A 24,603-nucleotide genomic window follows, 5' to 3' on the forward strand; every position below is an offset into this window, starting at 1 on the left:
GCCGCCTTGCGCCTTTATCGGGCGGGGCGCGCGCCTTGTCCACCGCCTGCCGCGATGGCCGTGCCCGCGGCCCAGCCCGATGACCAGGCCCATTGGAAATTATAGCCGCCTAGCCAGCCGGTTACATCGACAACCTCACCGATGAAGTAAAGCCCGGGAACCGCCTTGGCCTCCATCGTGCGCGCGTCCAGCCCGTCGGTGTCGACACCGCCCAGCGTGACCTCGGCGGTGCGGTAGCCCTCGGTGCCGACCGGCGTCAGACGCCAGGCGCGCAAGGCGTCTTCGATGGCGTCCACCGCCGCGTCTGTCAGGTCGGCGACATTGCCCGACAGGCCCAGCCGCGCGGCCCAGAACCGGGCCAGCCGTTCGGGCAGAACCTCGGACAAGACCGTCACCGGCGCGCGCCGCCCCGCGGTCGCCCGCACCTCGCGCAGCCGCGCGGCGACGCGTGCCGACGGGTCCAGATCCACGGTGATCGCCGTCCCCTCGCGCCAGTAACTCGACGCCTGGATGCAGGCCGGGCCCGACAGCCCGCGATGGGTCAGCAAGAGCGCCTCGTCGAACCCCGCGCCCCCCGCCGTCACCCGCGACGGCGCCGCCACTCCTGCGAGTGGGCGCAGGTCGTCCATCACCTCAGGGCCGAAGACAAACGGCACAAGGCCCGCCCGCGTCTCGGTCACCGCCAGCCCGAACTGCCGCGCGATGTCATAGCCGAACCCCGTCGCGCCCATCTTGGGGATCGATTTGCCGCCCGTCGCCACCACCAGTGCTCTCGTTTCGACTGTGTCGCCCGGCGACAGCGTGACGCGAAATCCCGCCGCGCTGCGCTCGATCCCGGTCACCCGCGTGTCCAGCCGCAACTCGGCGTCGCCCATCTCGTCCAGCAGCATCTCGATCACCGCAGCCGAGCGGCCGTCGCAGAACAGCTGTCCCAGTGTCTTCTCGTGCCAGCCGATGCCGTGCCGGTCCATCAGCGCGACGAACTCCCAAGGGCCGTGCCGCGCCAGCGCCGACTTGCAGAAATGCGGATTGCCGGACAGGAAATTCTCCGGCCCCGCAAACATGTTGGTGAAATTGCAGCGCCCGCCGCCCGAGATGCGGATCTTCTCGCCGGGCGCCTTGGCATGGTCCACGACCATCACGCGCCCGCCCTGCGCGGCGGCAAGCCCTGCGCAATACATCCCCGCCGCACCCGCGCCGATGACCAGGCAATCGACCCTCATGCCCGGCGCGCGCCTGTGCATCTTTGGTCTTCAAATACCTCCGGGGAGCGCGAGGGGCAGAGCCCCTCGCTCCCGAAATCTGCCACGCAGAACCTCACATCGAGAACGAAACGCCGCAGCCGCAAGACGACGAGGCGTTCGGATTCTCGATCACGAAACGCGCCCCGATCAGTTCTTCGGTAAAGTCGATCACCGCGTTCGACAGGAACGGCAGCGATACCTTGTCGACCACGACCTTCTGGCCCTGGCCCTCCAGCACCAGATCGTCCGCCTCGGGCGCATCCAGCGAGATGTCGTACTGGAACCCCGAGCATCCGCCGCCCTCGACGGCGACGCGCAGGGCCTTGCCGTCCGTTCCGGCGCCGATCTCGGCAAGGCGGGCAAAGGCACGGTCGGTGACTTTGGGGGGCAGGGTCAGGTCCATCGCGGGAACACTCCGGCGTTTCTATTGCGTCTTCCTTTCGATATATGGGCCGCGGGACGGCACAGCAAGACGCAGAGCAGAACGGGCAACGGAACGGGCGGCACGCATGAGACAACCCTATGCCTCGCATCCCGAGGACAGCCGGGGTCGGCTGTTCGCGGAAGAGGAAAGCACCTTCCGCTCGTGTTTCCAGCGCGACCGTGACCGGATCATCCACGCCTCGGCGTTCCGGCGGCTCAAGCACAAGACGCAAGTTTTCATCGAGCATGAGGGCGATTATTTCCGCACCCGGCTGACCCATTCCATCGAGGTGGCGCAGGTCGCAAGGACGATCGCGGGCGTGCTTGGGCTGAACCCTGAACTGACCGAGGCCGTCGCGCTGGCCCATGATCTTGGGCATCCGCCCTTCGGCCACACCGGCGAGGATGCGCTGCAGCGCCTGATGGCGCCTTACGGCGGCTTTGACCACAATGCGCAGGCGATCCGCATCGTCACCTCGCTGGAACGCCACTATGCCGATTTCGATGGGCTGAATCTGACTTGGGAAAGTCTTGAAGGGATCGCCAAACATAACGGCCCCGTGACGGGAGATTTGCCATATGCGCTGGCCGACTACGACGCGCGGCATGATCTGGAACTCGGCACCTATGCCAGCGCCGAGGCACAGGTGGCCGCGCTGTCCGATGACATCGCCTACAACAACCACGACCTGCACGACGGTCTTCGGGCCGAGCTGTTCTCGACCGACGAGCTTGCCGAATTGCCGCTGCTGGACGACTGTTTCGCAGCGGTTGACGCCAAGTATCCCGATCTGAACTACTACCGCCGCCGCCACGAGGCGTTGCGCCGGTTCTTCGGCGTTCTGGTCGAGGACGTGATCGCCGAGGCGCAGGCCAGCCTGACCGACCTGAACCCGACATCGGTGCACGACATCCGCCATGCGGGCCGACCGATGATCCGCTTCTCCGGCGAGATCTGGACACGGCTGAAGGTGATCCGCGAATTCCTGTTCCACCGCATGTACCGCGCGCCCGGCGTGGTCGAGATGCGCGGCCATGTCACCAAGGTGATCGACGATCTGTTCCCGCTCTATCTGGCTCAGCCCGAGCTTCTGCCGCGGCAATGGCGCAAGGACGTCGCCGAGGCCAGCGGCGACACGGCCTTGGCGCGGATCGTGGCGGACTATATCGCAGGGATGACCGACAGGTTCGCGATCAAGGAACATGCCCGGCTGACGGGCGGGGAAGAGGCGGCGCTCATATGGCGATAGAAACGGCGGCGGGCGCGCTCTCGCCCGTGACGGCGATCGCGCTTGTGGGCGCGCTGGGGGTTGGCTCGCAATGGCTCGCGTGGCGGCTGCGGCTGCCTGCCATCGTGCTGATGCTGGTCGCGGGCGTCATCGTCGGGCCGGTGCTGGGCCTGTTCGACCCGCAGCGCGACATCGGTCCGCTGACGCAGCCGCTGATTGCGCTCGCGGTCGCGGTGATCCTGTTCGAGGGCGGCCTGACGCTTGAATTTCACGGGCTGAAGGACCGGGCGCGCGGGGTGCGGCGGCTGGTCTTCGTCGGTGCGCCGCTGGGCTGGCTTCTGTCGGCGCTGGCGCTGCATTTCGGTGCGGGGCTCAGCTGGGAATCCTCGGCGGTGTTCGGCGGCATCCTGATCGTGACCGGCCCCACCGTGATCGCGCCGCTGCTGCGGCAGGCGCGGCTGTCGCGGCGCCCCGCCGCTCTGTTGCAGTGGGAGGCGATCGTCAACGATCCCATCGGCGCGCTGGCGGCGGTTCTGGCCTTCGAGGTCGTGCAGGTCCTTTATACCGCGACGACGGCGGGCGCTGCGGTGACCGAGTTCGTGCTGGGCATCGGAATTGCCACCGCGCTTGGCTTTGCGGGCGGCTTTGGCGTCGCACAGTCGTTCCGCCGCGCCAAGGTGCCGGAATACATGAAGGTTCCGGTGATCTTTGCCGCGCTTCTGGCAGTGTTCGCCGCATCCGACGCCTTTCTTCACGAAAGCGGGCTTCTGGCCGTCACCGTCATGGGCATCGTCATCGCCAATTCTGACCTGCCCAGTTTCACCGAGGTGCGGCGTTTCAAGGAACACGCGACGATCCTGCTGGTGTCGGGCGTGTTCATCCTGCTGGCGGCCTCGCTGGATTTCGCGGCGCTTGGGGCGCTTGACTGGCGGGCGGGGCTGTTCGTGGCGCTGGTCGTGCTGGTCGCGCGCCCGGTCACTGTTCTGGCCGCGCTCATGTTCACCGATGTCCCGGTGAAAGAGCGGGTGCTGGTCGCCACCACCGGCCCGCGCGGCGTGGTTCTGGTCGCGGTCGCCGGCCTGTTCGGCGAGCGTCTGGCGGCGCTAGGCGTCGCGGACGGGGCGCTGGTCGGTCCCTTGGCCTTCGTGCTGGTGGCGGTCAGCGTCGTGCTGCACGGCTTTACGCTTGGCCCCATCGCGCGGGCGCTTGGCCTGACGGGCGGCGACAAGCCGGGGGTGCTGTTGGTGGGGGGCAATTCCTTTACCGTCGCGCTTGGCGAGGCGCTGCAAAAGGCCGAGGTGCCGGTCTTGATGGCCGATCCCAACCCGACGCACCTGCGCGCGGCGTGGAAATCGGGGCTCAAGACCTTCTACGGGGACGTGCTGTCGGATGCCGCCGAGGACCGGATCGAGATGGTGGCCTACACCACTGTCGTCGCGGCCACGGACAATGATGCCTACAACACGCTGGTCGCCACCGATCTGGCGCCCGAGGTGGGCCGCGCCAACGTCTACCAGGTCGCGCGCGAGAAATCGGACAGCGCCCGGTATTCGCTGCCCGCGTCGCTGGGCGGGCGGGCGTTCGGCCAGAAGCAGACCTTTGCCGCCTTCCGCAGCCTGATCTGGCGCGACTGGACGGTGCGCGTGACCAAGCTGTCCGAAGAGTTCACGCTGGACGACTGGCGCGCCACCAATCCCGAGGGCATCGTGATCGCCACCATCGCCAAGTCGAACGAGATCCGCTTTGTCGTCGACGACGAGACGCTGGAGCCGCCGAAAGGTGGGCGCATTGTCGCGCTCTATCCGCCCGAGCCGCAGTCCGCCGCCGCTGCCGCCCGTTGACGCTGGCCGCTTGCATGCTACACCCCGCCCGATCCTCGAAAGGAACGGGCGGATGAACCTATTCACCGACATTCACGCGCTGGTGCTGAAATCGCTTGCCGAGATGCAGGAGTCAGGTGCCTTGCCCGCCGGGCTTGATCTGTCGAACGTCGCGGTCGAGCCGCCGCGCGACGCCGCGCACGGGGACATGGCGACCAATGCCGCGATGGTGCTGGCCAAGCCTGCGGGCTTCAAGCCGCGCGACATCGCCGAGGCGTTGGCGTCCCGGCTGATCGCCGATCCGCGTGTCGAAAGCGCCGACGTGGCCGGGCCGGGGTTCCTGAACCTGCGGCTTGATGCGTCGATGTGGTCACGGCTGGTCACGGGCATCCTGTCGGATGGCGCAGACTATGGCCGCACCGGGCTGGGGCAGGGCCGCAAGGTGAACGTCGAGTATGTCTCGGCCAACCCGACCGGCCCCTTGCATGTGGGCCACACCCGCGGCGCGGTGTTCGGCGATGCGCTGGCGTCGCTCCTTGCCTATGCCGGGTATGATGTCACCCGCGAATACTACATCAACGACGGCGGCGCGCAGGTCGATGTCCTCGCGCGGTCGGTCTACCTGCGGTATCTTGAGGCACATGGCGAGGCGGTCGAGTTTCCCGACGGCACCTATCCCGGTGAATACCTGATCGACGTCGGACAAGCGCTGCGCGACAAGGTCGGCGAGGCCTATGTCGGGCAGGGCGAAGAGGTCTGGCTGGACGAGGTGCGCAGTTTCGCCACCGAGGCGATGATGGACCTGATCCGCGCCGACCTGAAATTGCTCGGCGTCGAGATGGACGTCTTCTATTCCGAAAAATCGCTGTATGGGACCGGGCTGATCGAGTCCGCCATCGAAAGCCTGCGCGCCAAGGGCCTGATCTACAAGGGCACGCTGGAGCCGCCCAAGGGCAAGACCCCCGATGACTGGGAGCCGCGCGAACAGACGCTGTTCCGCTCGACCGACCACGGCGACGATGTCGACCGCCCGATCATGAAATCCGATGGCGCCTGGACCTATTTCGCGCCCGATATCGCCTATCACTACGACAAGGTGCAGCGCGGCTATGACCAGCTGATCGACGTCTTCGGCGCCGATCACGGCGGCTATGTCAAACGGATGAAGGCGGCCGTCTCGGCGCTGTCCGAGGGACGGGTGCCGCTGGACATCAAGCTGACGCAGTTGGTCAAGCTCTACAAGAACGGCGAGCCGTTCAAGATGTCCAAGCGCGCGGGCAATTTCGTCACGCTCAGCGACGTGGTCGATCAGGTCGGCGCCGATGTGACCCGTTTCGTGATGTTGACGCGCAAGAACGACGCGCCGCTGGACTTCGATTTCGACAAGGTCACCGAGCAGTCCAAGGACAACCCGGTGTTCTATGTCCAGTATGCCAATGCCCGGATCAACTCGGTCCTGCGCAAGGCGGCAGAGCAGGGGATCACCCTGACCGATACGCCCGACATGACCGATGAGGCCGAGGTTGCGGTGGCCAAGAAGCTGGCGGAATGGCCGCGTCTGGTCGAGATCGCCGCCAAGGGACACGAGCCGCACCGCATCGCGTTCTACCTCTATGACCTTGCCTCGGACTTCCACGCGCTGTGGAACCGGGGCAACGACAAACCCGCGCTGCGCTTCCTGCAAGACGACGATCCTGCCGCATCGGCAGGAAAAATCGCGCTGCCCCGGGCCGTCGGCGTTGTTATTTGCGCAGGTTTGGGTATTCTTGGCGTGACCCCGGTCGAGGAAATGCGCTGACCACAAGGCGCGCCTTGGCCACCGGGTCGCGTGGCAGGCAAAGATAATCCGCCGGAACAGGCGGGATCGAGGCAGTGATGGGTGACAACGAACTTCGGGCCGCGATGCGGCCGTCGGGCTGGCGTGTTGGCGCCATTTCCTTCCATTGGTCGCATATCGCGGGCGCGGCGCTGGCCGTGGCCGTCGTTGGTGCGCCGACGCTGTGGATGGCCGATCTGGTGTCGCGGGACGTGTCCGGCGTGCCGGTCGTCCTTGCGCTGAATGGCGTCGTTCCGCCTGCACCGTCCGATGTCAGGATAGCCGAGTTGCCCGCGCCCGAGGCGGATACGCCCGAACAGGTGCCCGAACAGGTGGCCGAGCTTGACGCCGCCGGTGTCGACGAGGCGATGGAGACGGCGACCTTCACGTCGGCGGATCGCTCGGGCGGGGCATTGTCCGCACCCGCGCCGCTACGCATCGCGCCGCCAGAGCCGCTTGACCTTGCCGCCGCCGCGCTGCCGCGCCCGGCCGCAGTGGCCGAGGAGATGGACACGCTTTTGCCCGAAGGCACGGTTCAGCCGCGCACTGAAGCGGCCGTTGCCGCCTCGCCGCGCCCGGTGCGCCGGCCGTCTGCGCAGATCGCCTCGACGCCCGCGATGACGGCCTCCGAGCGGGAGGAAGACGCGACACGGCGGGCGATCCTCGAGGCGCTTGGCGGGCAGCAGGACGTCACCCTGATCGACGACGGCGATGACATCGCGCTGACCAACATCGCCTTCACCAATGCCGAGCCCCGGCCAGAGGCCGCAAATGGCGACTTCCGCATCATTCGCGCAGTCGCGGCGCCCGGTGCCGTGCCTGCAGCCGTTGCCGCAGCCCCCGGCGCCCTGCCACCGCAGACCGTCCATGCCGCCGGACAGTCCGAACTCGTGTGTGTCCCGAGGGGCGTAGTGGAGAAGCTTTGATGGCCGTCACGGGCGGGCGAGGGTTCGTCGAGGACCAGGGCGCGGATCACGGGCACACGCTGACCTCTGCCGTGACCTGGATCGGCGCGCTCCTGTCGCTTGCGCTGGTGTTGGGACTTGGCGGCTGGGGCTACAAGCTGGTGTCGCGCGACGTCGCGGGGATTCCCGTCGTGCGGGCCGAACAGGGTGCGATGCGCATGCGGCCCAAGTCTCCCGGCGGCGAATTGCCCGTGCAGCAGGGGCTTGCCGTCAATGCCATCGCCGGGACGGGTGCCGTCGCGCCGCCGCCCAACCGCATCATCCTTGCGCCGCGCCCGCTGTCGCTGGCCGCCGAGGATGTTCCAGCGGCCGACCTTGCGCTTCTTGCCGCTGCGAATTTGGCGGTGCCGCGCGCGATCCAGGATACGTCTGCCGTGATGGCGCCGGTCACGCTGGACCCAGCGATACCCGAGGGTGTTCCCGGCCTTGGTGTTGGCGACACGGCAAACCCCGAGCGTGAACTGGCGCTCGTGCCGCCCTCGGTGCCCGGCATCGCGGCCTCGCCGATCCCGCGCCCGCGTCCTTCGGGCGATCTTGTCGCCGCGGCCCTCGTGGCGCGGGTCGACCGCGCGGTGCGCGGCGATGCCGTCGATCCGGCCAGCCTTGCCCCCGGCACGCAGCTGGTTCAGCTTGGCGCCTTCGACAGCCCCGAGGTGGCCGAACAGGAATGGGCGCGTCTTGCCACGCGGTTCCCCGATTTCCTGATCGACAAGTCCCGCACCGTGCAGCGCGCCACCTCTGGCGGCAAGGCGTTCTACCGTTTGCGCGCGGTCGGCTTCGATGCCCTCGCCGATGCGCGCCGGTTCTGCGCCGTGCTGCAGGACGGCGGGGCGAACTGCATCCCGGTGGTGACACGGTGACGGGCGCCGCGATCTATGGCTGCGCGGGGACGGAACTGAGCGCCGAGGAGCGCGCCTTTTTCCGCGATGCCGACCCTTGGGGGTTCATCGTCTTTGACCGCAACCTTGAGAACGCAAGCCAGATCCGCGCGCTGTGCGATGCGCTGCGCGACGGCGTGGGCCGCGACGCGCCGATCCTGATCGACCAGGAAGGCGGGCGCGTGCAGCGTCTGCGCCCGCCGCTGGCGCGCGACTGGCTGCCGCCGCTCGATCAGGTGGCGCGGGCGGGCGAGAATGCTGCGCGGTCGATGTACCTGCGCTATCGCCTGATCGCGGACGAATTGCGCGCGCTGGGGATCGACGCCAACTGTGCGCCGATGGCCGACATCGCCGACGACACCACGCACCCGTTCCTGAAGAACCGCTGCTATGGCACGAATGTGGACGACGTTGTTGCCGTCGCGCGCGCTGTCGCGGACGGCTGCCTTGACGGCGGCGTGTTGCCGATCCTCAAGCACATCCCTGGACATGGCCGCGCGGTCGCCGACAGTCACCACGACCTGCCGCGCCTGAGCGATCCTGCCGAAGCGCTGTTCGAGAGGGATTTCGAGGCGTTCCGCAGGCTGAACGACATCCCCCTCGGGATGACCGCGCATATCGTCTACGAGGCGTTCGACGACCGCCCGGCCACCACCTCGCCCGAGGTGATGCGCATCGTGCGCGGCGAGATCGGCTTCGACGGGCTGGTGATGACCGACGACATCTCGATGAAGGCGCTGAGCGATCCAATGGCGGATCGGTGCCAGGACAGCCTTGCCGCCGGGTGCGACCTGATCCTGCACTGCAACGGCGACATGGCCGAGATGAGGGTCGTGGCGGAAGCCTCTGGCAGGTTGTCAAAGGCGGCACTGGCACGGTCAGAGGCGGCGCTGGCCTGCCGGAAATCGCCCGAACCCATTGACATCGAGGCCGCCGAGGCCGAGCTTTCAAGGCTTCTCGGGGGCGAGGTTCATGGCTGACGGCCCGGACGACGACGAATTCGAAGCGGTGACCAGCATCGACGCGCGGCGCGCGGCCGAGGCGCTGATCGTTGATGTCGATGGCTTCGAGGGACCGCTCGATCTGCTGCTGACCCTGTCGCGCACCCAGAAGGTCGACCTGCGCCGGGTGTCGGTCTTGCAACTGGCCGAGCAGTATCTTGTCTTTGTCGAGCGCGCCAAGGAGTTGCGGATCGAACTGGCCGCCGACTATCTGGTGATGGCGGCGTGGCTTGCGTTCCTGAAATCGCGCCTCTTGCTGCCCCCCGAACCCGAGGAAGACGGGCCATCGGGCGAGGATCTGGCGGCGCATCTGGCGTTCCAGCTTGAACGCCTGCAAGCGATGCGCGAGGCGGCGGCGCGGCTGATGGGTCGCGACCGGCTGGGGCGCGAGATCTTCGTGCGCGGCATCCCCGAGGACATCACCCGCAGCCGCAAGGTTACGTACAGCGCGACGCTGCTGGACCTGATGCAGGCCTATGCCCGCATCCGCACCCGCGACGATTTCCGCCCCTACGTGATGGACCGCGACAATGTCCTGACGATGGAGCAGGCGCTTGAGGAAATGCGCCACCTCATCGGCTTTGCGGGCGACTGGGCCGACCTGTCGCGGTTCCTGCCGCATGGCTGGGCGGAAGACCCGGTCCGCCGCCGCTCGGCCACGGTAGCGACCTTTGCCGCCGCGCTTGAGATGGCAAAGGCGGGGCGTATCGAAATCCGTCAAGGCGGCACCTTCGATCCCATCGAAATCCGCAGACGCGAGGCGCTCGATGGCTGACGACACCGCACCCGAGCGCGATCCGATGCTGTTCAGCGCGCCGCCAATGGCCGAGCAGGAGCGCATGGTCGAGGCGATGCTGTTCGCCAGCGCCGAACCCCTGTCCATCGCCGAGATGGCGGGCCGGATGCCGCACGGGTCTGACGCTGCAGAGGCCGTGCAGCACCTGCGCCGTCGCTATGCGGGGCGCGGCGTGCAGGTGGTGCGTGTCGGCGACCGCTGGGCGATCCGCACTGCGCCCGACCTCGGTTTTCTGATGCAGAAGGACGTGACCGAAGAGCGCAAGTTAAGCCGCGCCGCCGTCGAGACACTGGCGATCATCGCCTATCACCAGCCCGTGACCCGCGCCGAGATCGAGGAAATCAGGGGTGTTTCGGTGTCCCGAGGCACGGTAGACCAGTTGTTGGAACTGGAATGGATCCGGTTCGGCCGCCGCAAGATGACTCCGGGCCGTCCCGTCACATATGTGGTGACAGAGGGGTTCCTGGATCACTTCGGTCTGGAAAGCACGCGCGACCTGCCGGGCCTGCGCGAATTGCGGGCGGCGGGCCTTCTGGATGCCCGCTCGATGCCGGGCCGCGCGGACACCAGCGACGATGACGACGCCGAGGATGACGATCAGGGCGATATGTTCGAAGAGTAACCAGAGGAAGGCACGATCATGAATGCCAACCAGATCATCAACATGGTGATGCGACTTGTGATGCGGCGGCTTGTGGGGCGCGGCATCAACGCGGGGATTTCTGCCGCGAGCAAGCGGATGGGCAAGTCCAAGACCGACGATCCCCAGGCGCAGGCGCGCAATGCGCAGCAGGGTGCCGAGACGTCCAAGCGTGCGCGTCAGGCGGCCCGTGTCACGCGGAGGCTGGGGCGGTTCTGAACCGGCCCGTCACGCGCTGCGAAAGTGCTTGGACAGCTTCAGGCCCTGGCCCTGATAGTTCGACTTGATGCCCGCTCCATACAGCACCTCAGGGCGCGCGGACATGCGTTCATAGACCAGCCTGCCGACAGTCTGGCCATGCTCCAGCACAAAGGGCGCCTCGTGGCAGCGCACTTCCAGCACGCCGCGTGATCCCGCGCCGCCTGCCGCGTCATGGCCAAAGCCGGGGTCGAAGAACCCGGCGTAATGCACCCGGAATTCGCCCACCATCGCCAGGAACGGCGCCATCTCGGCGGCATAGTCGGGCGGGATGTGCACCGCCTCGCGGCTGACGAGGATGTAAAACGCGCCGGGATCGAGGATGATGCGCCCCTCGCGTGTGCGGATGTCTTCCCAGAACTCGCCGGGGGTGTAGTGGCCCAGCCGGTCAAGGTCGATCACCCCGGTATGCGGCTTGGCCCGGAAGCCGACCAGATCGCCATCCTCGGGCTGCAGGTCTACCGAAAAGCCAAGCCCGTCGCCGATCACGGGCTCGCCCGTGACCAGCCCGGTCTCCTGGTGCAGCGCCGTCAGTTCGGCGTCCGTCAGGATCGCCTGACCCCGCCGGAACCGGATCTGGTTGAGCCGCATTCCGGGCCGCACCAGCACCGAAAAGGACCGCGGGCAGACCTCGGCATAGATCGGACCTTGATAACCTGCGGGGATGCGGTCGAATTCGGTGCCTCCGTCGGCAATCACCCGCGTCAGAAGGTCAAGCCGCCCGGTCGAGGACTTGGCATTCGCCACGGCGGTCACGCCGTCCGGCATGTCCAGCCGTTCCATCAGCGGGATGAGGTAGACACAGCCCTTCTCGAGCACCGCACCGTTCGACAGGTCCACGCGGTGCATCTCGAAATCGGCAAGCCGGTCGATCACGCGCTGTCCGTGCCCCGCCAGGAACGAGGCGCGCACGCGGTAGGCGGTGGTGCCAAGGCGCAGGTCGAGCGAGGCGGGCTGGATCTGCCCCTCGACGGGCGGCCTGTCGCAAGCGATCGCGCCCGTATCCAGCAGCGCTGCGATCTGATGATCTGGAAGAACGCCGGTTCCGGTCATGCTGCGCGGTTCCCCAGGGCCCGTCCGGCTGCCCGCAGGCAACAAAAAGCGCCCGCTGCAACCGCAGGGGCGCGATGTGTTTTGGTCGGGCTAGCAGGACTTGAACCTACGACCTTCCGTCCCCCAGACGGACGCGCTACCAGACTGCGCCATAGCCCGACGTGGAGGCCTACATACCGGTTTCGCCGGTGGGGGCAAGGGAAAATCTCCATCCCCGATGCAGGTCAATCGGACTTCGGCGTCGGCTCTGCCGCCATGCGCACGCTGAGCCGGGTCAGACGCTCGTAAAGGGGCCGCAGCGCAGCCGCATCGGGGCGCGCACCGTCGCGCAGGGACGAGATAAGATCATGGGCCGACACATGCGGACGTGCAGGTTCGGGGGCGACGACAGGCGGAACGGAGGGGGGTGCCTCGGGCTCTGCAGTCGGGGGGGCCGGGGCAGGGCCAAGGTCTTCGGGCGCGGCGCTGACAGGCTCGGCGGGCGGCGGGGCCGCAGCGTCCTTGGCTTCGGTTTCCGCCTCGGGCGGGGTGTCGGCGCCGGTCTCGGCCAACAGGGCTGCAACGGCATCGTCGGTCGCAGGCTCTGGCTCTGGCTCTGGCGGCAGATCAGGGGCGGCAGCGGGCGAGGGATCGAGGGCAGGCTTGTCCTGCGCGTCCGCCTCGGCCGCAGCTTCCGCGCGCCGGGCGGCCCGCGTACCGCCGCGCCGTTGCTCGAATGCCAGCACTTCGGCGCCGGTCTGTTCCTCTGGCGCTTCAGTGAACGGCGCCTCGAGCGAATCCTCCAGATCCAGCGGCGGGGCCAACGCTGCGACGTGTTTCACGCCTTCTTCACGCAGCATCTTCTGCACGCCGCGGATGGTCATGCCGTCTTCGTGCAGGAGCTTCTTGATGCCGCCCAACAGTTCCATGTCAGAGGGGCGATAGTAGCGACGCCCGCCCGCGCGCTTGACCGGCTTCACTTGCGTGAACCGGCTTTCCCAAAAGCGCAGCACATGCGTCGGCGTGCCGAGCCAGTCGGCGACCTCGCTTATGGTGCGGAAGGCGTCGGGGGATTTTTCCATGCGAAGACGGGCCTTTAGTGTTTCTTGTTCCCGGCTGCGACACGCTCTTTCATGAGGTGGGACGGCCGGAAGGTCAGCACGCGGCGCGGGCTGATCGGCACTTCCTCTCCGGTCTTGGGATTGCGGCCGACGCGGGCCGCCTTGTCGCGCACGCTGAAGGTGCCGAAAGACGAGATCTTGACGGTCTCGCCCGCGACCAGCGCATCGGAGATGTGCAAAAGCACGCTTTCCACGAGTTGCGAGGATTCGTTGCGACTAAGCCCGACCTCGCGGAACACGGCCTCACTCAGATCCATGCGGGTCAACGTGTTTTCGCCCATACTCATCTCCTGAAACTTTCGTGAGCATAGGGTCAGGGATTTTTCCGAGTCAATCTCAATGACTTGGAGCAGGCGCTTGACGTGTCACCAGCGCAGCACGACCGAGCCCCAGGCAAGGCCCCCGCCGATGGCCTCGGTGACCAGAAGATCGCCCGGTTTGATCTGGCCGCGCGCCTTGCCGACCGACAGGGCCAGCGGGATCGACGCGGCCGAGGTGTTGCCGTGGTCCTGGACGGTCACGACGACCTTGTCCATCGGCAGCCCCATCTTCTGAGCGGTCGCCTTGATGATCCGCAGGTTCGCCTGATGCGGCACGATCCAGTCGACATCGTCGGCGCCAAGCCCGGCCTTGCCGAGCGCGGCATGCGCCGTGTCGGCCAGTTTCTCGACCGCGTGCCGGAACACTTCCTTGCCCTGCATCCTCAGGTAGCCGGTGGAGTTCGTGGACACACCGCCATCGACATAAAGCAGGTCCTTGTAGCGCCCATCGGAATTGAGGTCGGTCGACAGGATGCCGCGATCCTGCGGGGTGCCCGCAGCGTCTTCGGCCTGCACGATCAGCGCCCCCGCGCCGTCACCGAACAGCACGCAGGTCGACCGGTCGCTCCAGTCCATGATCCGGCTGAAGGTTTCCGCTCCGATCACCATGACGGTGCGGGCCTGGCCCGAGACGATCAGCGCGTTGGCGTTCGCCAGCGCATAGATGAACCCCGCGCAGACGGCCTGCACGTCAAAGGCATAGCCCTTGGTCATGCCAAGCGCGGCCTGCACCATCGTCGCGGCGGAGGGAAAGGTCAGGTCGGCGGTCGAGGTGGCGACGATCAGCGCGTCGACCTCGGAGATCTGCATCCCGGCGTCGTTCAATGCGGCCCGTGCCGCGCGCTGCGCCAGGTCCGACGTGGTCTGGCCCTCGGCCGCGAAATGCCGACGCTCGATCCCCGAGCGCGAGCGAATCCAGTCGTCCGTGGTGTCCAGCGATGTCTCGAATTCCGAATTCGGAACGATGCGGTCGGGCAGGTAGTGTCCCACGCCCCGCACAACGGCTCTGGTCGTCATTGGTCCTGCTCGCTCTCTTCCCCGGCGCGTGGCTCAGACTGGGCGAGGGACGGGACGGATGCAACCCGTGCCGCCAGTCGGTCGGTAAATCCTGATTGTGCCAGCGTGAACGCGAGCTTGATCGCCGAGGAGACGCCAGTGGCATCCGCCGAGCCATGGCTTTTCACGACAGTGCCGTTGAGGCCAAGGAACACCCCGCCGTTCACCCGGCGCGGGTCGATCCGTTTCGACAGGCGGCGCAGCGAGGTCAGCGCGAGCAGCGCGGCGATGCGGCTGAGGGGCGTGGCGTTGAACGCCTCTTTCAGGAAGTCGCGGATCAGAGACGCGGTGCCTTCGCCGGTCTTCAGCGCGATGTTCCCGGTGAAGCCGTCCGTCACCACCACGTCCACCCGCGCGGACGGGATGTCACCGCCTTCGACGAAGCCGACGAATTCGAACTGGCCGCTGGCCGCCGCCGCCGCGATGCGCTCATGCGCGTCGTGCAGCTCTGCGCTGCCCTTGTGCTCTTCGGTGCCGACGTTCAGAAGCCCCACGCGCGGCCGGTTGAGGCCAAGCCCGTTGCGGGCATAGCTTGACCCCATCAGGGCGTATTGCATCAGGTCCTGTGCATCGGCGCGGATGTCGGCGCCGACATCCAGCATCACGTTGAACCCGCCCGGGTTGCGCGACGGCCACAGGCAGGCGATGGCGGGCCGGTTCACGCCCGGAAGCTTGCGCAGGCGCACCATCGACAGCGCCATCAGCGCGCCGGTGTTGCCGCAGGACACGCAGACCTCGGCATCGCCGTCGCGCACCGCCTCGATCGCCGACCACATCGACGTGCCCTTGCCGTGGCGCATGACGTAGGATGGCTTTTCATCCATCGTCACCACGCCGTCGGCGTGGCGAATGACGCAGCGGTCCTCGATCTTGCGCTTGCGCACGAGCGGGGACAGCACGTCCTCGGGACCGTGCAGGATAAAGGCGATGTCGGGATTCTTGCGCGCCGAATGCGCAAGACCTGCCACCACGGTGGCAGGTCCACGGTCTCCGCCCATGGCGTCGACCGAAATCACGATACGCTTGCTGGGCGTCACATTGGCCGAAGGGAAATCCGACATACGCTTATGCGCCGCCGGCCAGAATTAGGCCGCGTCTTCGTCCAGGTCGATCTCGTCGGCCTGTGCGACGATTTCGCGGTCGGCATAGTGGCCGCAGGACGCGCACACATGGTGCGGGCGCTTCAGCTCGCCGCAGTTCGGGCATTCGTTCGGGTTCTCAGCGGTCAGCGAGTCATGCGAGCGGCGCATGTTGCGACGCGAGCGCGTGATCTTGTTCTGAGGGACAGCCATGTCTCAACCTCGGTCTTCCGGGGCGCATGTCCCCAAATTCATGAATATCTGCAGGGTGTTTCGCGGCCGTGGCCGTTCCGTTTCGAACCCTGTCGAGCGAAGCCGGGAACATACTCGGATTCCCCGGCAGCGCAAGGGGGTATCTGGACGGTTTCAGTCCTTGTCCCGGGCCAGCTTGTCGCGCAGTTCCGCAAGCCCGGCAAAGGGCTTCACATCATCATCGGTCAGCGGCTCGGCACCGGATTCGGTGAACCGGGCCTCGACCGGCGGGATACCGTCCTTGCGCGGAAACGGCGGCAGCGCCAGCGCCAGCGCCTCGCGCATCACGGCGCCAAGCTCCAGCGTCTCGGGCAGCGGCTCGACCGTGTCGTCCTCGGGCATCTCGACCTCGGTGGCCTCGGGCACCTCGGGCGGATTGGCGCTGTAGCGGCGCTTCACTGCCTCGTCGATGCGGGTCGAGACCGGATCGAGGGTGACAACGCAGGCCTGCACCACCGTCGCGCCCAGCACCGCCTCAAGCCGCCAGTCGCGCTTGCCGTCGGGGATCAGCCGCCCCTCCAGCCGCAGCTTGCGCAGGCCCAGGATGCCCAGGTCTGCGGCGATGGCAGCACGCTCGGACGCGTCCGGCTCGATCACGAATGCGCGCGTCTCGCCTGCAGGCAGGTCGGACAGTCTGAGGCGATCCTTGCCTATCTGGGCCATATCGTTTCCAATTCTTGAACCTTGTGTCCCGAGTGATGTAGGTCGAGGTACGGATTGATACGCCACGTGACAAGGGGTCAGGGCATTGGGAGGCAGAGCATGACAAAGGCAAGACGCTGGATCGCGGCCGCAGTGCTGTGCGTGATCGCCGCATGTTCGCCGATCGAGCGCAACCACGGCTATGTCCCGTCGGATGCGCAACTGGAGGAAATCATCGTCGGCGTCGACACCAAGGCCTCGGTGGAGGACGTGATCGGACGGCCCAGCGCCGCCGGAGTTCTCGACGGTGCGGGCTGGTATTATGTGCGTTCGGAATTCCAGACGCGCGGCCCGCTGCCCAAGCAGGAGGTCGACCGCGAGGTCGTGGCGATCACCTTCAACCAGGACGAGGTGGTGACCAACATCGAACGCTTCGGGCTTGAAGAGGGGCGCGTGGTGGCCTTGTCGCGCCGCGTAACCGATTCCAACGTCGAGGGCATCGGCTTCTTGCGGCAACTGTTCGGCAACATCGGCCGTCTCGACGCGGCGCAACTGCTGAACTGATCGAAGGCGGCCATCAAGATAGCGGCGAGGAGCCGTTAACGCCCCCGCCGCGACGCTTCAGCCGTCTTCGGGATCGAAGGCCAGCGCGACTCCGTTGATGCAGTAGCGCAGCCCGGTCGGCTGCGGGCCATCCGGAAAGACATGGCCAAGATGCGCGTCGCAGCGGTTGCAGTGCACTTCGGTGCGGGTCATGAACCAGCTCTTGTCGACGCTTTCGCCGACCATCTCTCCGTCCAGCGGTTGCCAGAAACTCGGCCAGCCGGTGCCGCTTTCGAACTTGTGCTCCTGGTCGAAAAGCGGCGCATCACAGCACACGCAGCGGAACGTGCCGGGCGCCTTGGGGAAATCATCGTGGGTAAAGGCCCGCTCGGTGCCGTGCTTGCGCGTCACCTTGTAGGCCAGATCGTCAAGCTGGGCCTGCCATTCAGCCTCGGATTTGACCACCTTGTCCATCTTTCGCGTCCTCCTGTGCCGTCAAACGGCTGTCATATCTTGTGTGCTAATGCACCTCGAACCATATTTAGGCGGTGATCCCCCGTCCTCCAAGCCAAGGAGCGCGCAAGACATGCTGAGCTTACGCAAGGGCCGCTACGCCGCGCGCTTCGCCAAGGGCGATGCCGACATCCGTGCGGCGCAGGAACTGCGCTACCTGACCTTCATCGCCTCGTCCGGCGCCGCCCCGCGCGAGGGCGCGCGCGATGCGGATGATTTCGACGCGGTCTGCGATCACGTTCTCGTGGAAGAGGTGAAGACGGGCCGCCTCGTGTGCTGTTTCCGCCTGCTGCCGCTGCCGCGCGGCACCGAGATCGGACGCAGCTATTCGGCGCAATACTACAACCTCAGCGCGCTCGAGGCGTTCGACGGCCCGATGGTCGAGATGGGGCGCTTCTGCATCCACCCGGATTACAAGGACCCCGATATCCTGCGCGTCGCCTGGGGCGCGATGACCCGCTATGTCGATGAGCAGGGAGTCGAGATGCTGTTCGGCTGCTCGTCCTTCCACGGCACCGAGACCGAGAATTACCTCGATGCCTTCGCCATGCTGAAAGAACGGCACCTCGCGCCCAAGCTGTGGCTGCCCAAGGTCAAGGCGCCGAACGTGTTCCGCTTTGCCCGCCGCCTGCGCCGCAAGCCGGACGCCAAGCGCGCGATGCTGACGATGCCGCCGCTGCTGCGCACGTATCTCGTGATGGGCGGCTGGGTGTCGGACCACGCGGTGGTCGACCGGGACCTGAACACGCTGCATGTCTTCACCGGGCTGGAGATCCGGGCGATCCCGCCCGCGCGCCAGCGCCTGTTGCGCGCGGCGGCCGGGTAGGGCGACAGGATTTCATCGAAATCCTGAACCAAAATCCTGTCAGGATTTTGCGCCCGTTGACGGCGCTGCGCGGCAAGGATAGCTCGGCGCCCATGGCACAGCCCCCACTCCTCCAGCTTTCCGATATCGCGCTGACGTTCGGCGGCGATCCCGTGTTCGACGGCCTTGATCTGGCCGTGCAACCCGGCGACCGCATTGCCCTTGTGGGGCGCAACGGATCGGGCAAGTCGACGTTGATGAAGGTCATGGCAGGGCTGGTCGAAGCCGACCGCGGCGCGCGTGTCGTGCCGCCCGGCGTTTCCGTGGGCTACATGGAACAGCACCCCGACATCTCGGGCTTCGCGACGCTGGGCGACTTCGCCGCCAGCGGCCTCGATCCCGATGACGCCTACCGCGTCGAGATGGCTGCCGAGGGTCTGAAGCTGCGGCTCGACACGCCCACCGACAAGGCCTCGGGGGGCGAGCGCCGCCGTGCGGCGCTGGCCAAGCTGATGGCCGAGGCGCCAGAATTGATGCTGCTGGACGAGCCGACGAACCATCTCGACATCCAGGCCATCGAGTGGCTGGAGGATCAGCTCAAGACCACGCGCACCGCCTTCATCCTCATCAGCCACGACCGCGCCTTCCTGCGCGCGCTGACCCGCGCGACGCTGTGGCTCGACCGGGGCGTCGTGCGGCGGCAGGAACAAGGGTTCGAGCATTTCGAGGCGTGGCGCGACAAGGTCTGGGACGACGAGGACGCCGCGCGCCACAAGCTTGATCGCAAGATCAAGGCCGAGGCCCGCTGGGCCGTCGAAGGCATCAGCGCCCGGCGCAAGCGCAACCAGGGCCGGGTGCGCGAACTTGGCAAGCTGCGCGAGACGCGGGCGGGCATGATCCGGCGGCAGGGCGCGGCGGCGATGGCGATCGACGCCGGGCCGAAGTCGGGCAAGAAGGTGATCGAGGCCGAAGCCATCTCGAAATCCTTTGGCGACCGCACGATCCTGAGGCCGTTCTCGTTGCGCGTGGAACGCGGTGAGTGCATCGCCTTCGTCGGCCCCAATGGTGCGGGCAAGACGACGCTTCTCAAGATGCTGACGGGCGAGGTTGCGCCGGACACCGGCCGCGTCAGCCTGGGCACCAACATCGAGATGGCGGTGTTCGACCAGAACCGCAGCGCGCTCGACCCCGACCTGACGCTTTGGGAATCGCTGACCGGCGATCACGGCATGCGGGTGTCGGGCAAGTCCGACCAAGTGATGGTGCGCGGCGAGCCGCGCCATGTGGTCGGCTATCTCAAGGATTTCCTGTTCTCGGACGCGCAGGCGCGCGCGCCGGTGCGCTCGCTGTCGGGCGGGGAAAAGGCGCGGCTGCTGCTGGCGCGGATCATGGCGCGGCAATCGAACCTTCTGGTGCTGGACGAGCCGACTAACGATCTGGATGTCGAGACGCTGGATCTGTTGCAGGAACTGGTCGCCGATTTCGACGGCACCGTCCTTGTGGTCAGCCACGACCGCGACTTCCTCGACCGCGTGGCGACGACGACGGTGGCGCTGGAAGGCGACGGCAAGGCGACGGTCTATGCCGGCGGGTGGAGCGACTACCGCGACCAGCGCGCGGAGGCAGCAGCGCTGGACGAGCCTGCACGGACGGCCCCCCAGAAGCCTGCGGTAAGCGGCAAGGCTTCCGCGAAAGCCCCGGACCCTGCGCTGACCTTTACCGAAAAGCACCGGCTGGACAGTCTTCCGGCAGAGATCGAGCGCCTCGAGGCCGAGATCGGCAAGCTGGAACAGTTGCTTGCGGATCCGGCGTTGTTCACGCGGGAGCCGGTGAAGTTCCGCAAGGCGACCGAGGCGCTGGCCGAACGCCAGACACGGCTGGCGCGGTGCGAGGACGAATGGCTGTCTCTCGCCGAAAAGGCGGGCGCCTGACACGTCTGCGTGAAAGGCATCTTTCCGCCGACACCCGGGCCCGGTTTGGGCAATTCGGCGCGCATGCGAAACGATCACGGAAACGCGCGTCGCAACCCCGGAACAAACCCGATTTCTGCCCGTTGAGCAGGCGATGGTCGTCACCGAACGGCGGCCGCGACGCTGCGAACCACAACGATGGAGACAGGCATGAAAACGCTACTGATCGCAGGCGGCTCCGCCGCCCTGATTTCGACCTCGGCATTCGCCGGGAACTTGGACCCCGCACCCGTTGAGCCGGTGATCGTCCAGCCTGCGCCTGTCGCAGCGCCCGCCGGTGTCGACTGGTCCGGCAGCTATGGCGGTGTGTCGCTGGGCTATGGCACGTCGGTGACGAGCACGGCCCCAAGCGGTGACGGCATCGTCGGCGGCGCGTTCGTCGGCTACAACTACGACTTCGGCAACTTCGTCGTGGGTGCGGAAACCGAATATCAGCAGTCGGGCATCACCTATGGCGGCGGCGCCGGCCGGATCGACAACTTCACCCGTCTGAAGGCGAAGTTCGGCGTCGAGGCTGACCGCGCGCTGTTCTACGCAACCGGCGGCGCGACGCTGGCGAACGGCACCGTGAACGGCAACAGCTTCTCCGACACCGGCTACAACGTGGGCGTCGGCATGGACTATGCCGTCACCGATCGCTGGACCGTCGGCGCCGAGGCGCTTTACAACCGCTTCGACGATGTCGGCAACACGACCACCGACGTCGATGCGACGACCTTCTCGGCGCGGGTCGGCTACCGCTTCTGATCCTTTGGCCTGAGAAACTCATTGAACGCCGGGCCTTTGCCCGGCGTTCTTCGTTTGTGACGTGAGGTCGCGCAGAACCTCTGCCACACACATCACGTCATCCCGGGTGCAGTCGAACTGTCCCACCTGCACGCGGATCACGAAGGCTCCGTCGTGGCGGGTCTGGGTCAGGTAGACGCGCCCGTCGTCGTTGATCCTCTCCAGCAGCGCCTCGGTCGCAGCGTTGTCGCCATGCCGGAAGGTGAACAGCGACAGGCGGGGTTCTGTAACGATCTCGAAGCCGTCCATGCCCCGGATCACCTCGCACAGCTCCGCCGCCCAGGTGACATGGTTCCTGATGCGCGCGCGCAGCCCTTCGAGGCCATAGGCGCGCATCAGGAACCACAGTTTCAGCGCGCGGAACCGGCGGCCCAGCGGCACGGTCCATTCATTGAAGTTGGTGATCTCGTCCTGCCCCAGCGTATTGAGGTATTCGGGCCGCAAGCCCAGCGTGCGGACCTGCGGAACCGGGTCGGCCAGGAACTGGACCGCGCAATCAAACTGCGCGCCAAGCCATTTGTGCGGGTTGAAGACGATGCTGTCGGCGCCGTCGACGCCGTCCCAGAGATACCGGAATTCCGGGCAGATCATCGCCGATCCAGCCCATGCCGCATCGACATGGACATAGGCATCATGCGCCTTGGCGACCTTCAGGCACTCGGCGATGCGGTCCGAGGCGCCCACCGACGTGCCGCCGACGGAAAGGATCACCCCCGCAATGGCCGTTCCGTTCGATTTGTGCTGCACCAGTGCATTGTTCAGGGCATCTGGACGCATGGACAGCGTGTCGTCTGTTGGAATCTTGATGGTGTTCGCCTGCCCGATCCCCGCGATACGCGCCGCCTTGTCGATCGAGGAATGCGTCTGCCCGCTGGCAAACAGCGCCATTTTCGGCATCCCCGACAACCCGTCCTCCAGCCCGCGCCAGTCCAGGGCCCGCTCGCGCATGGTCAGAACCGCCGACAGGGTCGCGGTGGTCGCGCTGTCGTGGATCACGCCGGTGAAGTGATGGCCAAGGCCCAAGGCATCGCGCAGCCAGCGCACCATGACCTGTTCGATCTCGGTCGCCGCGGGCGAGGTCTGCCACAGCATCGCCTGCGCGGCGATGGCGTTGGCCAGTTGTTCGGCCAGCATCGAGGCGGGGGCGGCGTTGGCGGGAAAATAGGCAAAGAAACGCGGGTGCTGCCAGTGGGTCATGGCGTTCGGCACGATCCGCTCGAAATCGGCAAAGATCGTTTCCATGTTTTCAGCGGCTTCGGGGGCCTGCGCGGGCAGGGCGGCGGCGGTCTGTCCGGGCTGCACCTGCGCGCGCACCGGGCGGTCCCGCAGGCCCGCGTGATAGTCGCGGGTCCAGTCGGCGGCTCGCTTCGACCAATGCGCAAGATCGTCGTGGTTCATGCGGTGTCCTTTCCGGCGCCGGTCAGCAGTGCATCGACGTCCGCGCCGGGCATCCCGGCCCCCAGCGCGCCGAAATCGCCGTGGTTGAAGATATCGCCTGCCGTCTCGGCGATCACCCGGTGGGTCAGGCGCGCCAGCGCCGATCCCAATGAGATCCGCGCGATCCCTGCAGCGGCAAAGGCGTCACGGCTGGTCGAGGCAAAGCGGCCCGCTGCAAGCGCGTTGACCGGCTTGGCCGTGGCCGCGACGACCTTCTTCAAGGACGCCATGCCGGGCGGCATCGGCACATAGAGGCAGTCGGCCCCGGCGGCGTCGAACGCCTCGATCCGCGCGATGGCCTCTTCCATGCCGTAGGCGCCGGTCATCACGCCGTCGGCGCGCGCCACCAGCACGAAATCACCCGAAAGGGCGCGGGCGGCGGCCACGGCGGCGCGGATGCGTTCCACCGCCAGATCGCGGGCGTAAGGCGCACCGGCCGCGAAATCGGTGTCCTCGATGGAGATGCCCGCAAGCCCCGCCTCGGCGGACAGGCGCACGGTCTCGGCCACGGTCTCGGGGTCATCGCCGAATCCGTTCTCGAAATCGCCGGACACCGGCACGTTGACCGCCGCGACAAGCGCCTCGGCATGGACCAGTGCCTCATCGCGGGTCACGGTGCCGCCATCGCGGCGGCCAAGGGTGAAGGCATGTGCGGCAGAGGACGTGCCGATCGCGGGCGCGCCAAGGGCGGCCAGCATCCGGGCAGACCCGGCGTCCCAGGCGTTCGCAAGGACAAAGGGCATGCCGGGGCGGTGCAGCGCGCGGAACTCCGCGCCGATGTCGCGTGTCATGGGGTGATCTCCTCTGTGAAGCGGATGAGGCTGGTCAGGGCGGCGTCCAGTTCATCATCGGGCCGGGTCAGCGCCAGCCGGACATGCCCCGCCGCCGCGCGCCCGAAACTTTCGCCGGGCATCACGGCAATCAGCCGCTCGGTCAGCAGGCGGTTTGCAAACTCGATGCCCGAAAGCCCCGTCGCGCGGATGTCGAGCATGGCATACATCGCGCCGCCCGGCGGGATCAGCCGCAGCACGTTCTGCCCTTCAAGCCGGGCCGCAAGCAGGTCACGCCGCCGCCGGAACGGCTCTGCGATGGACGCCTCGAAGTCCGGGCCACGGTTCAGCGCATAAAGCGCCGCCATCTGGATGAAGCCCGGCACGCCATAAGTGGTGGCCAGCGCAAGGCTCGCCAGCGCCTCGACCACCGGCGCGGGCGCGACGATCCAGCCGATGCGGCTGCCGGTCATGGCGTAGCTTTTCGACATCGAGCCGACGACGAGCGTGCGCGCGGCCATGCCGGGCAGGGCGCGCGGGCTGAAATGCGCGCCGTCCCAGACCTGGCTGTCATAGACCTCATCCGAGATCAGCCACAGGTCTCGGTCCTGTGCAAAGCCCGCGATGGTGTCCAGCGTGGCGGCATCATAGACCGTGCCGGTCGGGTTGTTCGGCGTGTTGATCAGCAGGCTGCGGGCCTGAGGTGCAGCGTCAAGATCGCGGCGCAACGGTTTGAAATCGTTGTCTGGAGAGGTTGCGATGACATGCGGAACCGCGCCCACGGCACGGATCGTGCCGGGATAGGTCACGTAGTAGGGATCGAGGTGCAGCGCGCCGTCGCCTGGATCGCAGGTCGTCGCGTGGGCCGCCAGAAGCGCCGCCTGTCCTCCCGCCGTCACGATCACGTTCTCGGGCCCCGTCGCAACGCCCGACTGCGCCGCGACCCGTCCGGCGATGGCCGCGCGCAGGGCAGGCAGGCCGGGCACGTCGGCGTATCCGGTGTGCCCGCCGCGCGCCGCGCGCATCATCGCGTTCAGGATCGCCGGGTCCGTCGGCACGTCATGCTCGCCGATGGTCAACTCGGTCACGGGCTGACCCGCCGCCTTCATCGCGCGCGCCTGGTAGAACACCGCCCAGCCGTCGCCGCCGCCGCCGTTGAGCCCGGTGATCCGTGCCGAGAGTTCCATTGCTTCACCTGTTAAGTATC

At 67.0% G+C, this 24,603-nt stretch carries 26 protein-coding genes and 1 tRNA gene; 13 read left to right on the forward strand and 14 right to left on the reverse strand.

Annotation, left to right across the window (positions count from 1 at the left end):
* Positions 1 to 14: 14 nt before the first annotated feature.
* Both KTJ87_RS05795 and KTJ87_RS05800 read right to left on the reverse strand, forming a co-directional pair.
* Positions 15 to 1,223 carry a BaiN/RdsA family NAD(P)/FAD-dependent oxidoreductase gene (locus KTJ87_RS05795; RefSeq protein ID WP_267138154.1) on the reverse strand — a complete coding sequence of 403 codons (1,209 nt, stop codon included), beginning with the start codon at positions 1,221 to 1,223 and terminating at the stop codon, positions 15 to 17.
* A gap of 94 nt (positions 1,224 to 1,317) precedes the next feature.
* A complete protein-coding gene (locus KTJ87_RS05800) occupies positions 1,318 to 1,641 on the reverse strand; it encodes a HesB/IscA family protein (RefSeq protein ID WP_267138744.1) in 324 nt (107 codons plus the stop codon).
* Positions 1,642 to 1,753: 112 nt separating this feature from the next.
* Here KTJ87_RS05800 and KTJ87_RS05805 point away from each other — a divergent pair, with 112 nt between their 5' ends.
* From KTJ87_RS05805 to KTJ87_RS05845, 9 genes are all read left to right on the forward strand, one after another.
* On the forward strand, positions 1,754 to 2,917 hold the full coding sequence (locus KTJ87_RS05805) for a deoxyguanosinetriphosphate triphosphohydrolase (protein ID WP_267138155.1): 1,164 nt from the start codon (positions 1,754 to 1,756) through the stop codon (positions 2,915 to 2,917).
* Positions 2,908 to 4,737: a cation:proton antiporter gene (locus tag KTJ87_RS05810; protein WP_267138156.1), complete on the forward strand. Its 1,830-nt coding sequence runs from the start codon at positions 2,908 to 2,910 to the stop codon at positions 4,735 to 4,737. Before KTJ87_RS05805 ends, KTJ87_RS05810 begins: the two co-directional genes overlap by 10 nt.
* 52 nt (positions 4,738 to 4,789) lie before the next feature.
* Positions 4,790 to 6,514, forward strand: a complete 1,725-nt coding sequence (gene argS / locus KTJ87_RS05815) for an arginine--tRNA ligase (protein ID WP_267138157.1) — start codon at positions 4,790 to 4,792, stop codon at positions 6,512 to 6,514.
* A gap of 77 nt (positions 6,515 to 6,591) precedes the next feature.
* Complete coding sequence (locus KTJ87_RS05820; protein WP_267138158.1) at positions 6,592 to 7,458, forward strand: hypothetical protein; 867 nt, start codon at positions 6,592 to 6,594, stop codon at positions 7,456 to 7,458.
* Positions 7,458 to 8,357 (forward strand): SPOR domain-containing protein, encoded by a 900-nt coding sequence (locus KTJ87_RS05825; protein ID WP_267138159.1) that lies wholly within the window; start codon positions 7,458 to 7,460, stop codon positions 8,355 to 8,357. Before KTJ87_RS05820 ends, KTJ87_RS05825 begins: the two co-directional genes overlap by 1 nt.
* Positions 8,354 to 9,355: a beta-N-acetylhexosaminidase gene (nagZ, locus tag KTJ87_RS05830; RefSeq protein WP_267138160.1), complete on the forward strand. Its 1,002-nt coding sequence runs from the start codon at positions 8,354 to 8,356 to the stop codon at positions 9,353 to 9,355. Before KTJ87_RS05825 ends, nagZ begins: the two co-directional genes overlap by 4 nt.
* Positions 9,348 to 10,151: a segregation and condensation protein A gene (locus KTJ87_RS05835; RefSeq protein WP_267138161.1), complete on the forward strand. Its 804-nt coding sequence runs from the start codon at positions 9,348 to 9,350 to the stop codon at positions 10,149 to 10,151. The genes nagZ and KTJ87_RS05835 overlap by 8 nt, the downstream gene beginning before the upstream one ends.
* The gene (gene scpB / locus KTJ87_RS05840; protein WP_267138162.1) at positions 10,144 to 10,794 is read left to right on the forward strand and encodes an SMC-Scp complex subunit ScpB; all 651 of its coding nucleotides are present in this window, start codon (positions 10,144 to 10,146) and stop codon (positions 10,792 to 10,794) included. Before KTJ87_RS05835 ends, scpB begins: the two co-directional genes overlap by 8 nt.
* Before the next feature lie 18 nt (positions 10,795 to 10,812).
* On the forward strand, positions 10,813 to 11,031 hold the full coding sequence (locus tag KTJ87_RS05845; protein WP_267138163.1) for a hypothetical protein: 219 nt from the start codon (positions 10,813 to 10,815) through the stop codon (positions 11,029 to 11,031).
* 9 nt (positions 11,032 to 11,040) lie between these two features.
* Here the strand turns inward: KTJ87_RS05845 and KTJ87_RS05850 are convergent, their stop codons facing one another.
* The 8 genes from KTJ87_RS05850 to KTJ87_RS05885 all read right to left on the reverse strand — a co-directional run bounded on the left by KTJ87_RS05850 (position 11,041) and on the right by KTJ87_RS05885 (position 16,593).
* The gene (locus tag KTJ87_RS05850) at positions 11,041 to 12,123 is read right to left on the reverse strand and encodes a 2'-deoxycytidine 5'-triphosphate deaminase (RefSeq protein ID WP_267138164.1); all 1,083 of its coding nucleotides are present in this window, start codon (positions 12,121 to 12,123) and stop codon (positions 11,041 to 11,043) included.
* Positions 12,124 to 12,205: 82 nt separating this feature from the next.
* A tRNA-Pro gene (locus KTJ87_RS05855) sits at positions 12,206 to 12,282 on the reverse strand.
* A gap of 65 nt (positions 12,283 to 12,347) precedes the next feature.
* Positions 12,348 to 13,184, reverse strand: a complete 837-nt coding sequence (locus KTJ87_RS05860) for a MerR family transcriptional regulator (RefSeq protein ID WP_267138165.1) — start codon at positions 13,182 to 13,184, stop codon at positions 12,348 to 12,350.
* A 14-nt stretch (positions 13,185 to 13,198) separates the two neighbouring features.
* Positions 13,199 to 13,504: an integration host factor subunit alpha gene (ihfA, locus tag KTJ87_RS05865; RefSeq protein WP_267138166.1), complete on the reverse strand. Its 306-nt coding sequence runs from the start codon at positions 13,502 to 13,504 to the stop codon at positions 13,199 to 13,201.
* An 84-nt stretch (positions 13,505 to 13,588) separates the two neighbouring features.
* Positions 13,589 to 14,560 (reverse strand): beta-ketoacyl-ACP synthase III, encoded by a 972-nt coding sequence (locus KTJ87_RS05870; RefSeq protein ID WP_267138167.1) that lies wholly within the window; start codon positions 14,558 to 14,560, stop codon positions 13,589 to 13,591.
* The gene (gene plsX / locus KTJ87_RS05875) at positions 14,557 to 15,660 is read right to left on the reverse strand and encodes a phosphate acyltransferase PlsX (RefSeq protein ID WP_267138168.1); all 1,104 of its coding nucleotides are present in this window, start codon (positions 15,658 to 15,660) and stop codon (positions 14,557 to 14,559) included. Before plsX ends, KTJ87_RS05870 begins: the two co-directional genes overlap by 4 nt.
* Before the next feature lie 24 nt (positions 15,661 to 15,684).
* The gene (rpmF, locus tag KTJ87_RS05880; RefSeq protein WP_267138169.1) at positions 15,685 to 15,891 is read right to left on the reverse strand and encodes a 50S ribosomal protein L32; all 207 of its coding nucleotides are present in this window, start codon (positions 15,889 to 15,891) and stop codon (positions 15,685 to 15,687) included.
* A gap of 153 nt (positions 15,892 to 16,044) precedes the next feature.
* Positions 16,045 to 16,593: a YceD family protein gene (locus tag KTJ87_RS05885; RefSeq protein ID WP_267138170.1), complete on the reverse strand. Its 549-nt coding sequence runs from the start codon at positions 16,591 to 16,593 to the stop codon at positions 16,045 to 16,047.
* A 99-nt stretch (positions 16,594 to 16,692) separates the two neighbouring features.
* Here KTJ87_RS05885 and KTJ87_RS05890 point away from each other — a divergent pair, with 99 nt between their 5' ends.
* A complete protein-coding gene (locus tag KTJ87_RS05890; protein WP_267138171.1) occupies positions 16,693 to 17,136 on the forward strand; it encodes an outer membrane protein assembly factor BamE in 444 nt (147 codons plus the stop codon).
* Between the two features lie 57 nt (positions 17,137 to 17,193).
* Here the strand turns inward: KTJ87_RS05890 and msrB are convergent, their stop codons facing one another.
* Complete coding sequence (msrB, locus tag KTJ87_RS05895) at positions 17,194 to 17,589, reverse strand: peptide-methionine (R)-S-oxide reductase MsrB (protein ID WP_267138172.1); 396 nt, start codon at positions 17,587 to 17,589, stop codon at positions 17,194 to 17,196.
* Between the two features lie 112 nt (positions 17,590 to 17,701).
* On the opposite strand from msrB, the gene KTJ87_RS05900 reads away from it, so the two are divergent.
* From KTJ87_RS05900 to KTJ87_RS05910, 3 genes are all read left to right on the forward strand, one after another.
* A complete protein-coding gene (locus KTJ87_RS05900; RefSeq protein ID WP_267138173.1) occupies positions 17,702 to 18,454 on the forward strand; it encodes a GNAT family N-acetyltransferase in 753 nt (250 codons plus the stop codon).
* Positions 18,455 to 18,546: 92 nt separating this feature from the next.
* The gene (locus KTJ87_RS05905; protein ID WP_267138174.1) at positions 18,547 to 20,364 is read left to right on the forward strand and encodes an ABC-F family ATP-binding cassette domain-containing protein; all 1,818 of its coding nucleotides are present in this window, start codon (positions 18,547 to 18,549) and stop codon (positions 20,362 to 20,364) included.
* 189 nt (positions 20,365 to 20,553) lie between these two features.
* Positions 20,554 to 21,150, forward strand: a complete 597-nt coding sequence (locus tag KTJ87_RS05910) for an outer membrane protein (RefSeq protein ID WP_267138175.1) — start codon at positions 20,554 to 20,556, stop codon at positions 21,148 to 21,150.
* 18 nt (positions 21,151 to 21,168) lie between these two features.
* Here the strand turns inward: KTJ87_RS05910 and KTJ87_RS05915 are convergent, their stop codons facing one another.
* Genes KTJ87_RS05915 through KTJ87_RS05925 form a run of 3 tightly spaced genes read right to left on the reverse strand, consistent with a single transcriptional unit; the run spans position 21,169 to position 24,583 of the window.
* Positions 21,169 to 22,587, reverse strand: coding sequence for a pyridoxal phosphate-dependent decarboxylase family protein (locus tag KTJ87_RS05915; protein ID WP_267138176.1), 1,419 nt, complete (start codon positions 22,585 to 22,587; stop codon positions 21,169 to 21,171).
* The gene (locus KTJ87_RS05920) at positions 22,584 to 23,417 is read right to left on the reverse strand and encodes an isocitrate lyase/PEP mutase family protein (protein ID WP_267138177.1); all 834 of its coding nucleotides are present in this window, start codon (positions 23,415 to 23,417) and stop codon (positions 22,584 to 22,586) included. The genes KTJ87_RS05915 and KTJ87_RS05920 overlap by 4 nt, the downstream gene beginning before the upstream one ends.
* Positions 23,414 to 24,583 carry a pyridoxal phosphate-dependent aminotransferase gene (locus KTJ87_RS05925; RefSeq protein WP_267138178.1) on the reverse strand — a complete coding sequence of 390 codons (1,170 nt, stop codon included), beginning with the start codon at positions 24,581 to 24,583 and terminating at the stop codon, positions 23,414 to 23,416. The genes KTJ87_RS05920 and KTJ87_RS05925 overlap by 4 nt, the downstream gene beginning before the upstream one ends.
* Positions 24,584 to 24,603: the final 20 nt, after the last annotated feature.

The organism is Anianabacter salinae (assembly GCF_019061145.1).
Lineage (GTDB): Bacteria > Pseudomonadota > Alphaproteobacteria > Rhodobacterales > Rhodobacteraceae > Anianibacter > Anianibacter salinarum.

What these genes read in the sequence shown, in the direction of transcription:
- KTJ87_RS05795 (WP_267138154.1), bottom strand. Translation starts at nt 1,223, where the DNA reads ATGAGGGTCGATTGCCTGGTCATCGGCGCGGGTGCGGCGGGGATGTAT.
- KTJ87_RS05805 (WP_267138155.1), top strand. Translation starts at nt 1,754, where the DNA reads ATGAGACAACCCTATGCCTCGCATCCCGAGGACAGCCGGGGTCGGCTG.
- KTJ87_RS05810 (WP_267138156.1), top strand. Translation starts at nt 2,908, where the DNA reads ATGGCGATAGAAACGGCGGCGGGCGCGCTCTCGCCCGTGACGGCGATC.
- argS (WP_267138157.1), top strand. Translation starts at nt 4,790, where the DNA reads ATGAACCTATTCACCGACATTCACGCGCTGGTGCTGAAATCGCTTGCC.
- KTJ87_RS05820 (WP_267138158.1), top strand. Translation starts at nt 6,592, where the DNA reads ATGGGTGACAACGAACTTCGGGCCGCGATGCGGCCGTCGGGCTGGCGT.
- KTJ87_RS05825 (WP_267138159.1), top strand. Translation starts at nt 7,458, where the DNA reads ATGGCCGTCACGGGCGGGCGAGGGTTCGTCGAGGACCAGGGCGCGGAT.
- KTJ87_RS05835 (WP_267138161.1), top strand. Translation starts at nt 9,348, where the DNA reads ATGGCTGACGGCCCGGACGACGACGAATTCGAAGCGGTGACCAGCATC.
- scpB (WP_267138162.1), top strand. Translation starts at nt 10,144, where the DNA reads ATGGCTGACGACACCGCACCCGAGCGCGATCCGATGCTGTTCAGCGCG.
- KTJ87_RS05845 (WP_267138163.1), top strand. Translation starts at nt 10,813, where the DNA reads ATGAATGCCAACCAGATCATCAACATGGTGATGCGACTTGTGATGCGG.
- KTJ87_RS05850 (WP_267138164.1), bottom strand. Translation starts at nt 12,123, where the DNA reads ATGACCGGAACCGGCGTTCTTCCAGATCATCAGATCGCAGCGCTGCTG.
- KTJ87_RS05860 (WP_267138165.1), bottom strand. Translation starts at nt 13,184, where the DNA reads ATGGAAAAATCCCCCGACGCCTTCCGCACCATAAGCGAGGTCGCCGAC.
- ihfA (WP_267138166.1), bottom strand. Translation starts at nt 13,504, where the DNA reads ATGGGCGAAAACACGTTGACCCGCATGGATCTGAGTGAGGCCGTGTTC.
- KTJ87_RS05870 (WP_267138167.1), bottom strand. Translation starts at nt 14,560, where the DNA reads ATGACGACCAGAGCCGTTGTGCGGGGCGTGGGACACTACCTGCCCGAC.
- plsX (WP_267138168.1), bottom strand. Translation starts at nt 15,660, where the DNA reads ATGTCGGATTTCCCTTCGGCCAATGTGACGCCCAGCAAGCGTATCGTG.
- rpmF (WP_267138169.1), bottom strand. Translation starts at nt 15,891, where the DNA reads ATGGCTGTCCCTCAGAACAAGATCACGCGCTCGCGTCGCAACATGCGC.
- KTJ87_RS05885 (WP_267138170.1), bottom strand. Translation starts at nt 16,593, where the DNA reads ATGGCCCAGATAGGCAAGGATCGCCTCAGACTGTCCGACCTGCCTGCA.
- KTJ87_RS05890 (WP_267138171.1), top strand. Translation starts at nt 16,693, where the DNA reads ATGACAAAGGCAAGACGCTGGATCGCGGCCGCAGTGCTGTGCGTGATC.
- msrB (WP_267138172.1), bottom strand. Translation starts at nt 17,589, where the DNA reads ATGGACAAGGTGGTCAAATCCGAGGCTGAATGGCAGGCCCAGCTTGAC.
- KTJ87_RS05900 (WP_267138173.1), top strand. Translation starts at nt 17,702, where the DNA reads ATGCTGAGCTTACGCAAGGGCCGCTACGCCGCGCGCTTCGCCAAGGGC.
- KTJ87_RS05905 (WP_267138174.1), top strand. Translation starts at nt 18,547, where the DNA reads ATGGCACAGCCCCCACTCCTCCAGCTTTCCGATATCGCGCTGACGTTC.
- KTJ87_RS05910 (WP_267138175.1), top strand. Translation starts at nt 20,554, where the DNA reads ATGAAAACGCTACTGATCGCAGGCGGCTCCGCCGCCCTGATTTCGACC.
- KTJ87_RS05915 (WP_267138176.1), bottom strand. Translation starts at nt 22,587, where the DNA reads ATGAACCACGACGATCTTGCGCATTGGTCGAAGCGAGCCGCCGACTGG.
- KTJ87_RS05920 (WP_267138177.1), bottom strand. Translation starts at nt 23,417, where the DNA reads ATGACACGCGACATCGGCGCGGAGTTCCGCGCGCTGCACCGCCCCGGC.
- KTJ87_RS05925 (WP_267138178.1), bottom strand. Translation starts at nt 24,583, where the DNA reads ATGGAACTCTCGGCACGGATCACCGGGCTCAACGGCGGCGGCGGCGAC.